6 protein-coding genes are annotated in these 11,752 nt (G+C 57.8%); 3 read left to right on the top strand and 3 right to left on the bottom strand.

What is annotated here, in order from left to right; genetic code table 11:
- The first annotated feature begins 92 nt into the window (after positions 1-92).
- Positions 93-701: a Uma2 family endonuclease gene (locus H6G07_RS15350; RefSeq protein ID WP_073609168.1), complete on the top strand. Its 609-nt coding sequence runs from the start codon at positions 93-95 to the stop codon at positions 699-701.
- A 95-nt stretch (positions 702-796) separates the two neighbouring features.
- Here H6G07_RS15350 and H6G07_RS15345 read toward each other — a convergent pair whose 3' ends face one another.
- Positions 797-1,936 (bottom strand): quinone-dependent dihydroorotate dehydrogenase, encoded by a 1,140-nt coding sequence (locus tag H6G07_RS15345; protein ID WP_073609169.1) that lies wholly within the window; start codon positions 1,934-1,936, stop codon positions 797-799.
- A 384-nt stretch (positions 1,937-2,320) separates the two neighbouring features.
- Here H6G07_RS15345 and H6G07_RS15340 point away from each other — a divergent pair, with 384 nt between their 5' ends.
- Entirely contained in the window at positions 2,321-5,167 is a 2,847-nt protein-coding gene (locus tag H6G07_RS15340) for a GAF domain-containing protein (RefSeq protein ID WP_073609170.1), read from the top strand.
- Between the two features lie 214 nt (positions 5,168-5,381).
- Here the strand turns inward: H6G07_RS15340 and H6G07_RS15335 are convergent, their stop codons facing one another.
- Positions 5,382-6,935, bottom strand: coding sequence for an NAD(P)H-quinone oxidoreductase subunit N (locus H6G07_RS15335; RefSeq protein WP_073609171.1), 1,554 nt, complete (start codon positions 6,933-6,935; stop codon positions 5,382-5,384).
- Positions 6,936-7,428: 493 nt separating this feature from the next.
- Between H6G07_RS15335 and topA the strand changes: the two genes are divergently transcribed.
- Entirely contained in the window at positions 7,429-10,197 is a 2,769-nt protein-coding gene (topA, locus tag H6G07_RS15330) for a type I DNA topoisomerase (RefSeq protein ID WP_073609172.1), read from the top strand.
- A 181-nt stretch (positions 10,198-10,378) separates the two neighbouring features.
- On the opposite strand, the gene H6G07_RS15325 is transcribed toward topA, so the two are convergent.
- Positions 10,379-11,179, bottom strand: coding sequence for a PleD family two-component system response regulator (locus tag H6G07_RS15325; protein ID WP_073609173.1), 801 nt, complete (start codon positions 11,177-11,179; stop codon positions 10,379-10,381).
- Positions 11,180-11,752 lie beyond the last annotated feature (573 nt).

The raw sequence follows: 11,752 nt of genomic DNA, 5'->3' as shown, positions 1-11,752 counted from the left end.
AGATCAGGGCATCTATGGGCAATGGCTTAGCATGAGGAAAGTAGCTATTGCCAGTTTGATTGAGGCATTTTGCACCTGCTTAGAGAAGTCCTATGATTGCCCAACCCCAGGTCTCCCCCACCTACTCCCCTGAGGAATACCTCACCCTAGAAGTAGCCGCTGAGTTTCGCCATGAGTACATCAATGGAGAGATCGTGCCCATGACTGGCGGTACGCCTAATCACAATCGCATCATCCGCAATCTTTGCACGGTGCTAACCATGGGTTTACAGGGTCAGGATCTAGAAGTTTTCGTTGCCGATCAACGCCTGTGGATTCCCCAAGCCAGGATTTATACCTATCCAGATGTAATGGCGATCGCAGGAGAGCTGGCCTATCAAACGGGCCGACGCGACACCATCACCAACCCAACGCTCATCATCGAAGTTCTATCGGCATCAACCCGCAACTATGACCGGGGCGACAAGTTTGCCGCCTATCGCACCATTTCGACCTTCCAAGAATATGTCCTGGTCGATCAGTACTCTGCCCATGTGGAGCACTACGTCAAAATCGGCTCAAAACAGTGGATGCTGCAAGAATACGACGGCTTAGATGCCATACTCAGCTTCGCATCCCTGGGGCTTGAAACCTCTCTGCGCGATATCTACAATAAGGTTCAGTTTGAGCCTGTTGCGCTAGATAAAGAAGCTGAGACCTAAAGTATGGCAGAACATATTACTCAAATCTAAGTGTGAAGATAGGGGCGTGTCCGCAACAGACTCTGCCTCCTTTGTTGGCATGGCTAGCTTAAGCTCTAAGACTTGTGGCTCAGCCCCACGGCATCGGTAATGCTAGGTAGCTGATGCTCCTCTAGTTTGGCCAGCAGTCCTGCCAAGACCCGCCGCACCATCCAGGGACCTTCATAGATCCAGCCGGTGTAAACCTGGAGCAGCGTCGCCCCCGCAATAATTTTCTCCCAGGCATCGGCGGCGGTAAAAATACCTCCTACACCCACAATCGGCAGGGTGCCCCCAGTGCGCTGGTAGATATAGCGAATCACTTCAGTCGATCGCGACCTTAGCGGCGCACCGCTAATCCCCCCCGCCTCGTCTACGACGGCGTTGCCAGTCTGTAGCAGGGTCTTGGTCTTGAGACTCTCCTTCGCGATCGTGGTGTTGGTGGCGATAATGCCCGCCAGTCCGTAGGCTTGGGCCAGCTCGATCACAGCGTCAATATCGGGCCAGGCCAGGTCGGGGGCAATTTTGACGAGCAGCGGTTTGCGATCGCTGTTTTCCTCCTGTAGCGCCGCCAAAATGGGGCCGAGCTGGTCAGCGGCCTGGAGCGACCTCAGCCCTGGCGTATTCGGCGACGACACATTCACCACAAAATAGTCGCCGTAGGGGTAGAGCTGCCGAAAGCTAAACCGATAGTCTTCAGCAGCATCGGCTAGCTCAGTCACCTTCGACTTACCCAGGTTGATGCCGATGGGGATTGTCGGTCGCTGGGTATTCCAGTAGGATGCGAGACGATCGGCCAGGGCCGCTGCTCCGTGGTTGTTAAAGCCCATGCGGTTGAGCACGGCCTCATCCTTTACTAGACGAAACAGGCGCGGCTGGGGATTGCCCGGCTGGGCATGGCGGGTGACGGTGCCCAGTTCGGCAAAGCCAAAGCCGAGCTGGGGCCAGGCTCGCGCCGCTAAACCATCTTTATCGAAGCCCGCCGCCAGACCCAAGGGATTGGCAAAGTCTAGGCCCCAGCAGGTTTGGACCAGGCGCGGATCAGTGAGGCAAAACTGCTGCTGTAGCCAGGGCACAGTCTGGGCGGCGATCGCTCCCTGGTCAGGCTGTCCCAACCAGGCCAGCAAATTCATGGTGCGGTGGTGCAGAAACTCTGGGTCGAGCGTCACTCCGTGAAACAACAGGGGACGCACAAGCTGACGGTAGGGATCTTTCACAAACGGCAGTGGTGTATGCAAATAGAGAGCGGGTAGACTAATATTCTGGCTAGGGGTGAGATCTGGTGATGCCCATAGCCTGCGCATCACGGAGCACGCCAGGAGCACATGGTCAACGGTCTTTGGGTTAGCAGCACCGCGTCGTCTGTGGTTGGCTTTCCCTATTAAAGCAGCCCTGGATGGCTGCTAGGGCTAATTGGCAGATCTGGGTGGAGTCTACAGAGATCAAGTCACTGCACTCGGCAGGTTGTGGCTCTAGCCAGTATCCTGGCCGAGGGATAGCCCGGCGACTCGGTTAGCTCCCTGGCATCTAGGGATCGGCCTGGTGGGCCAGATATCTGTTTCAAACCCCCTTTCCTGCAACCGAGGAGATTGTTGACGCCCATGGCGCAATCCCAACCCCACGATTCTTCTTCTGACCGGCATGACCATCAAATTATGGCCCTGTCGCGCATTCTCAAGACGCTACGGGGCAGCACCACCGCCGAAGAAGCGGTGACCCTGGCCCTCGACCATGTGCGCCAGGAGATGGACTTTGAAGTGGCCTGGGTCGGTCTGTACGATCGCATCAACCACCGCCTGGTCACCAAGGGTTGCCACAGTCCCCAGCAGGTGCGATTGATTCGCACCATGATTAACCTCACCCCAGGGGATGTGATGGAGCAAGTGGTGGTGCAGCAGCGCCCCCTGATTGTGGCCGACCTGCAAAATGAAATCCGCGCCGGGGAATGGGGCACAATCGCCAAACAGCTAGCCCTGCAAAGCGCCATTATCTTTCCGATCAAACGGCAGGACGTGTGCTTTGGCCTGCTGGTGCTGGCGTCGTCTGAGTGGGGCAAGAGCGCCTCCTTGGGGGAGCGCTCCTACCTGGCCATTGTCATGGGGGAACTGGCCGAAGCGCTGCATCAGTTTGAGTCTGAGCAGCAGCGGCAGCAGACCAAGCGCCTTGAGCAACCGCTGCTGGCTCTGATTGGCCGCCTGGGCACCTTGCCCGATATCGATAGCCAACTCAAGGAGGTGGTGCGCGAGACCCAGCGGTTTGTTGCGCCCCAGCGCACCCGCGTCTTTTGGTTTGAGCCTAAGGGCAACTACTTTTGGCAGCGTACACCCGGGCTAGCCATCCGCCCTACATCCCTCGAAGACGAGCGATCGCTGCACATTGCCGTCGATGAGGTGCGCGGTCTCTACCAGGCCCTTTGTAACCAGCAGCTCGTGGTCGTGGGCGAAAGCCAGGGTGCCCTCAAAACCATCATCTCCGATCGCCTGATGCAGCAGCTCAAGGCCGAATCTCTGATGATTGCCCCCATTAGCCGCCAGGGCGATCTGATGGGCTTTGTCTCAGTAGAGGGCACCACCCCTCGCATTTGGAAAGAGCCCGAAAAGCAGTTTTTAATCGGCGCGGCACAATTGCTCACCGTGGCGCTACCCGCCGCCACCGCCAGAGAAACCGTGCGCCAAACTGAGCTCGATCAGCATCTCACCACCGGCGTTATCCAAGGTATCCATGGCGATGTCGATTGGCACCACACCCTACAAACCTGTTTTGAAGTGCTGCAAGACCGACTGAGCATTCAGCAATTTTTTGTACTGCTGTTTAACCCCGATCGCAACGGCTATGATCTCTGCTTTCAGAGCCAGGCCAGCCGACCTCGGGGGGTGCCGATGCTGTGGCCCTGCCTCGATGATATCGACTGGCAAATGCTCGAGCGCAGCCCTTCGGCCATCAGCATTGACAACCTCTCCCACGATCTCAAGCTCATGGCCTGGCGACCGTCCCTGCTAGAGCTGGGTGCCCAGGCGGTGCTGGTGGGCAACGTGGCCCCCGGCAACGCCCCCGAGGGCATGGTGCTGATCTGCGACACCATGAGCCGCCAGTGGACCACGACTGAGCAGTCCCTATTTGAGGCCGTAGCCCGACAAATCGGCGTGATTTTGCACCAGTGGCAGCTCCAGCGCCAGCTCGACCAGCAACAGCACATCTACGAATCGATTCAGTGGGGCTTGCAGGCGCTGCACAAAGGGCTGCACCCCGACCAGCTTGAGCAAACCACCCTCCAGCACGTCATGCAGTTGCTGCACGGGTCGGCAGTGCTGCTGCTGAGCTGGCAGCCCGGTAGCCCCACCGCTACCGTCACCCAATTCGTCAGCCAAGATACCAGCGTCAGCGTTAAGAGCAACCATCCGATTCCGGTGGGATCCGACGCCGTAATTAATTGGGCGCTTCAGACCGACGGCATGCTGCCCCTGACGGTCAATGAGCTGCCCACCGAGACGACCGACTGGTTTATTGCGCCGTTGGGCAGCCGCCTGCTCATTACCGCTTTGAGAACGGCTCCATCCCATGTGGTTACCGGCGTGGTAGTCGCCGTATCGCCTGCCCACCGACAGTGGGCTAACCACCACCTCACTATCTTTAAGCTGCTCACCAGCCAGCTCGCCTGGTCGCGACGGCACCTGGCTATGACGACAATGCTGACTCAGCAGCGCCAGGATCTCGAAAATCTCAACTGGTACAAACACCACCGCCTGGAGGATCTCTACCGAGTGCTAGGGCAGACGACCCAAAATCTCGCCCAGCTCCAGGTTAAGGACACGGCGATCGCAGGTGAGCTTCAGCTGCTCCACGATCAGCTTGCCGCTGTGATAGAAAACACCGAAACCGTTCTAGTGGGCGAACGCTGGCAGCTAAACCCGCAGCACCAGACCATGCCATTAATTAGCCTGCTCAACCGCCTAATTGAGCGGGTCAACCCAATCTTAGAAGCCCGTCAGCTCTGGTCTAAGGTGCACAACGAGAGCAATGTTGTGCTGGCTGGCGACATGCTCAAGCTAGAGCTGATTCTCTTCGAGGTGATGACAGCCGCCTGCAACCGCTCTCCAGTGGGCGGGCGCATTGACCTCTGGTGCCGGGTGCTCAACCTCGATTGGGTCGAGCTGTCGGTCACCGACGACGGCCAGTGCCCACCGCGTCTGCTCGAAGAACTCAATCAGAGCCATCCTGCCGACGTGCTGGCGCCCTCAACGCTAGACGGCCCGCCGGGGCTGCATCTAGCCATCTGCAAACTGCTGATCGCTCAGTTGGGGGGCGAAATTAGCTTTTCGATCCTTGATGATGGTCGCACCCACAGCCGACTGCTGCTGCCCCTCGCTGCCTATTCTGATCAGCACAAACCCAAGCCGCAGCTCAGTTTAGTAACACCCACAGAAGCTAGCTCCATGAGTCCAACTTGATGCCAATTCGGCAAAATTAGGCGCGCAATAGATACCGGCTAGAGCGCTGTCTCACCTTGTTTTAAAAGCAGAGGCTTTACAACCGGCAGCGCTACTGTCCGAATCTGGTATCCAAGGTCTAGACAAAGCGATCGCTAGGAGTGCCTGAGGCTTTAAAACCAAGGGGCCAAGGATGTGCTCTATCCTTGACCCCTTGCGCCCTGACCTTCACGCCTTAGTTCTGCGCAGTGTCGGCGATCGGGCTCACAGCTACCTGAGCACCATGGTTTTGCAACATGGGGGTCTGAATGACCGCGTTGTTAGCGATGGTAAACAAGGGATTCGACAAAATGCCCGCCAGAGACGTGGCCACTACCGCCAAAATCAGACTCACCTGCATAGGGCGCAGACCCGGCAGATCCCAGCGAATAGCGGGGTAGTTCTTCACCGCATCAGACATTTCCTGGGGTTCTTTAACTACCATCATCTTGATGACGCGGATGTAGTAATAAATGGAGATCACGCTGGTCACCAAGCCAACCAACACCAGACCATAGGCACCGGCCTGCCAACCCGCCCAGAAAATGTAGATTTTGCCAAAGAACCCAGCCATGGGCGGAATGCCCCCTAAGGAAAGGAGGCAAATGCTAAGCCCCAGAGTGAGCAGGGGGTCTTTTTGGTAGAGGCCACCGTACTCACTGATTTGGTCAGTGCCCGTGCGCAGCGAGAACAAGATCACGCAGGTGAAGCCGCCCAGGTTCATGAACAGGTAGACCAGCAGGTAGTAGAGCATGCTGGCGTAACCTGCGTCGGTGTCTACCACCAGACCGATCATCAAAAATCCGGCCTGGCCGATGGAGGAGTAGGCCAGCAGGCGCTTCATGCTGGTTTGCGCCAGGGCCACCACGTTGCCCAGCACCATGCTGAGAATGGCTAGGGCGGTGAAGACAAAATGCCACTGCTCGGACACCAGGGGAAAGGCGGTGACTAGCAGACGGATGGCGAGGGCGAAGCCAGCGGTCTTAGAACCCACCGACAGAAAGGCTACCACTGGGGTTGGAGAGCCTTCGTACACGTCAGGAGTCCACTGGTGGAAGGGAACAGCGGCAATTTTGAAGGCAATACCAGCAATCACGAACACCAGGGCAACCACTAGGCCAATGGGGGCCTGGGTGCCATCGCCGACGATGTTGGATGCGATCGCATCCAGCCGAGTCTCGCCCCCAGAAAGACCGTACAGCAGAGACGAGCCGTAGAGGAAAATTGCCGAACTCGCCGCCCCAATCAACAGGTACTTGAGCGCCGCCTCATTGGAGCGGGGGTCGCGCTTCATATAGCCGGTCAGCAGGTACGACGAAATACTAAGGGTTTCTAGGGCAACAAAAATCATTACCAGCTCGCTGGCCCCCGAGAGAAACATGCCTCCCAGGGTAGCGGTGAGCAAAATTACCAGAAATTCGGCCAGAGAGGTGCCCGACTGCTCGACGTATCGAATCGCCATCGGCACTGTCACCACCGCAGACAGGGCGATAATGCCGCGAAACACAATGCTCAAATCGTCAGCGTTAAAGGCTCCGATGAAGCCGATAGGGTTGACCATTGACCACTGCAACACCAGGGCGACTACCGCTCCCAGGCCCCCAGCCATGGCGGCATAGGGCGTCCAGGCCGAGGACGACCGACCCTGGATCAGATCGCCGACCAAAATCACCAAGATCGTGACTACCAGAACGGCCTCTGGCCAGATAGTGCCAGCGTTGAGCTGTGCCCCGAGGTTGACGAGATCCATGGGTTCTTTTTCCCGCAAGATTATTTTTTACCGTACCAGGTCAACCGTACGGTGACCAGAGCTAAGACTCAATGATCATCCTCAGGTTGACGATCACCCGTCGCCCCAATTCCACTCCAAATGCGAGAGAATTGATGGCGTGCCCTGGGCCGATGGTAACGCGATCGCAGCCCTCCGACCAGAGAACTTTGCTCTCCCCCTTCCCTCAGCCGCAGTTTGGGCAGGGCTAGACGATCGCCAGCGGAATGATCTATTTATGTAGCTTATGGCATTTTTTTTAACCCTAAGCCCTGTTAGAAGCCTCCAATGATTAAGTTTTCATGGCTAAACACACCAGCAGTTCGGTAGGTGTGCAGTACAGTGTTGATCATCTGGCCACTACACCTGCGCCGCAAACTATATAGATAAGGTTTGCCAAAACCCGCTATAAAGCTGTAGGTTACCGAGCCCGCCCGCGATTGCTAACGATTACCACCGAAGCGCCAGCAGACCTATGTCAACCCTTGTCATTGTCGAGTCACCCACCAAGGCTAAAACGATTCGCAACTACCTGCCATCGGGGTACCGGGTTGAGGCGTCTATGGGGCACGTGCGCGACCTGCCGCGATCGGCCAGCGAGATTCCCGCCAACGTCAAGGGCGAAAAGTGGGCTCAGCTCGGGGTCAATCCCGAGGATGATTTCGCCCCGCTGTACATCGTGCCCAGCGACAAGAAAAAGGTCGTCAAAACCCTCAAAGACGCTCTTGAAAACGCTGATGAGCTTCTCCTGGCCACTGACGAAGACCGCGAAGGCGAAAGCATTAGCTGGCATCTGCTCCAGGTGCTCAACCCCAAGGTGCCCACCCGGCGCATGGTGTTCCACGAAATTACCCAGGAAGCGATTCAGGCCTCCCTCAACAACTGCCGCGACATCGACAGTCAGCTGGTTCACGCCCAGGAAACTCGTCGCATTTTAGACCGCCTGGTGGGCTACACCCTCTCGCCCCTGCTGTGGAAAAAAATTGCTGGCGGCTTGTCCGCCGGTCGGGTGCAGTCGGTGGCCGTCAAGGTGGTGGTCAAGCGCGAGCAAGAGCGCCGCGCCTTCCGCCGAGGCTCCTACTGGGATCTCAAGGCCAGCCTGCTGAAGGATAAGAACGCCTTTGAGGCCAAGCTCTACTCCCTGGGCGGCACCCGCCTGGCCAATGGCAGCGACTTTGACGAAGCCACCGGTCGCGTCGCCGAGGGCCGTGACGTCGTGCTGCTCGACGAACCCCAGGCCCGCGAGCTGCAAACCCGCCTGCAAGCGGGTCTGTGGACGGTCAGCAACCTGGAAGAGCGACCCAACACCCGTAAGCCCTACCCCCCCTTTACCACCTCTACACTCCAGCAGGAGGCCAACCGCAAGCTGCGGCTCTCGGCTCGCGACACGATGCGGGTGGCCCAAAATCTCTACGAGCAGGGCTACATCACCTACATGCGTACCGACTCGGTACACCTGTCGGAGCAGGCGATCGCCGCCGCCCGCGCCTGTGTTACCACCAAGTACGGCACCGACTACCTCAGCCCCAAACCCCGCCAGTACGCTACCAAGTCGAAGGGTGCCCAGGAAGCGCACGAGGCCATTCGCCCCGCTGGCAGCACCTTTAGAACCCCCAAAGAAACGGGATTAACGGGGCGCGAAGCCTCCCTCTACGACCTGATCTGGAAGCGCACCGTAGCCAGCCAGATGGCCGAGGCTCGCCAAACCAACATCACCGCCTCCATTGAGGTCGAAAACGCCCTCTTCCGCGCCACCGGCAAGCGCATTGATTTCCCCGGCTTCTTTCGAGCCTACGTAGAAGGCTCTGACGACCCCGATGCGGCGATCGAAGACCAGGAGGTGCTGCTGCCCACGCTGGCCATCGGCGACGCTCTCAACTGTACGGATTTGGAGGCGATCGGCCACGAAACCCAGCCCCCCGCCCGCTACACCGAGGCCACCCTGGTCAAAACCCTAGAGAGCGAAGGCATTGGCCGACCTAGCACCTATGCCACCGTCATCAGCACGATCATCGATCGCGGCTACGTCAACCTAGTCAACAACAGCCTGATCCCCACCTTCACGGCCTTTGCCGTGACCGAGCTGCTAGAGCAAAACTTCCCCGACCTGGTGGATGTGCACTTTACCGCCCGCATGGAGCAGACCCTCGACGACATTTCCACGGGCGAAGTCGAATGGTTGCCGTACCTCAAGGCGTTTTACTCTGGGGACAAGGGCCTAGAGACCCTGGTGCAGGAGCGCGAAACCCAGATCGACCCCACCGCTGCCCGCACCGTGCTGCTCGACGATCTCGACGCCAAAATCCGCATTGGCCGCTACGGCCCCTACGTCGAAATCGGCACCGGCGAAGAGTCGGTGAAGGCCTCCATCCCCGCCGATGTGCCCCCCGCCGACCTCGACGCCGAGCAGATCGAGCGCATCATTAAGCAGAAGGTCGAAGGCCCTGACAAAGTGGGCCTGCACCCCGACACTGGGGAACCGATCTTTCTACGCATTGGCCCCTACGGCCCCTATGTACAGCTCGGCGAACCCACCGACGACAACCCTAACCCCAAGCGGGCTTCGCTGCCTAAGGGCACTCAGATCGAGGCCGTCACCCTGGAAATGGCGGTGGGGCTGCTGCAGCTTCCCCGTAACCTGGGTGCCCACCCAGAAACGGGCAAGTCTATCAAAGCTGGTCAGGGCCGCTTTGGCCCCTACATTGTCCACGATCAGGGCAAAGAGGGCCGCGACTATCGTTCCCTCAAGGGCGACGACGACGTGCTCACCGTCACCCTTGAGCGGGCGTTAGAGCTGCTAGCCCAGCCCAAGGCCGGACGCGGTCGCAAGAAGGTCGATCCGCTCAAAGAACTGGGTGCCCACCCCGACGACAATGAGCAGGTGGCGGTGTTCAATGGCCCCTACGGCCTCTACGTCAAGCACGGCAAGGTCAATGCCTCAGTGCCCGAAGGGGTCGAGGTTGATGCCGTCACCCTAGAGGAAGCCCTTAGCTGGATTAACGCCAAGGCCTCGACCAAAAAAGGCAAGGGCGGCAAGGGCAAAACCACTACCTCGCGCACCACCAAGACAGCGGCGGCCAGCAAAGCCAGCGGGGCCAAGAAAACGACTAAAGCCACCACCGCCAAGTCGTCCACGGGCACGAAAAAAGCCGCAACCTCGAAGACGACAAAGACTACAACCCGAAAATCGACTGCCAAGTCTGCGGCTAAAAAAGCAGACCCTTCTCCTGAGAGCGACGCTTAGTCGAGACAATTAGATGAGCTGAACGAAACTGGCGGAAATGAGCCTATCTCCGCCAGGTTTGTTTAAGTTGACATCAGTTACGACTACGACAAACTTCAACGGTCAGTGCAATCTTCAGGCTGAAGATCGGAGCAAAATTCTCTGAGCCGTCTGCGCGCAGCCTCAGCCATCGTTACTGGCGCTAGTAAACCACTCCACGGTAGCGGCGCACAGTACTACCATCAGCTAGTTTCTTATCGGTGGGCGAGGGTTTGGGTAGCGCACTCGACTTAACCGCTGGCGGGGGTGTAAACGACTCTTTAGCAGCCTTACGAGCCAGCCCATTGCCCAGAGCGTTGAGCCCAGACGTGACCCAATCAACATCGTTGAGCAGATCGGGGGTCACAGGCTGACTCGCTGGGGTAGCGGGCGCATCTGGAGACGACTTAGCAGTAGCTAGGGTGAGTCCAGCACCGTTAGCTTGAGCGCGCTCTGGGCGGCTGGCGGGGGCTTTAGGAGACTGGGTGGTACTCAACTGACGACGAATATTGAGCAGCACCGTGAGTAGCGTCTTCTCGTTGAGAAAAGGGTAGTCAAGGGTAGTCAAGATGCGTTTGACATTGTCGGTGGCACCGCTCATTAGGGTGTCGCGATCAAACCCGCAGAGAAAGTCGGTGGCTCCCTGTTGCTTGGCCCAGCGCCGCTCAGTATCAGTGATGTGCAACTGCCGACAGCGGGTCAGAAAAATCTGCATGGTGGGGAAGGTGGTGCGGCACCACCGGCAAAACTCGTAGGGGTTAAGCTCCGCAGCTTCGGCGTCTAGCACAATGACATCGGGCAAAGTCAGCCCAGCGCTGGCTATTTGGCTAATGCAGTCGGCTAGGTCGCCTTTGGCAGGTTCTAGAATGACGGCCAGCTTTTGGGATTTTAGGAGTGCCTGCCACATCAGCCCCTGCAAGCGGTTAGATTGAACAATAAAGGCCAGCTTCTGCGGTGCATCCACGGTGTGTAAAATTCCCTAAACGTGCGTCCAAATTAATCTTTAAGTCTTGGCTATACTTGCCTCGGTTCAGGCTAGGTGCCAAGTATCAGGCTCAAAAAGGCTCTGTTCTGGCCATGTCGGGCAGTATCTAGCTGGGGCAGGCTAGATACTACCCGATTTCAAAATCGGTTTGCTGGGGCTCTTTAAAGGTCAACACCCTGGCGATCCGCAAAGCGATTTTTGATGGAATCGCAGCCCCAAACGAAGTTCAGGTGGCGTAATAGGACTATTCAAATAAATGTACGGGCGGGTTGTCTCTCAAAAAAGACAAACGCGCTACATAATCAAAAGATTTGTGGAGAATGAGGCGCTAAAGACCGTAGTTTTTAGTAAACAGCTCTCACCTGGCACTTGTTAAGCGTAGCGCTGTTTAACGGGCTGGGGCCGCTCGCCAGGGTGCGCGGAGAGGTTGATGCCCAAAACAGCATCAGGACACGACTTGGAAGGTTAGCCTGAAGGGCTACTTCGGGGCAGAGTTATCGAGTCTAAGCAGGCATCAGCACCTCCAGGACCTCAGCCACAGATTGCCCCTGG

The organism is Phormidium tenue FACHB-1052, from assembly GCF_014696675.1.
Lineage (GTDB): Bacteria > Cyanobacteriota > Cyanobacteriia > Phormidesmidales > Phormidesmidaceae > Nodosilinea > Nodosilinea tenuis_A.
The sequence above is the reverse complement of the archived record's forward strand: the minus strand, read 5'-3'. Positions and strand labels throughout refer to the sequence as shown.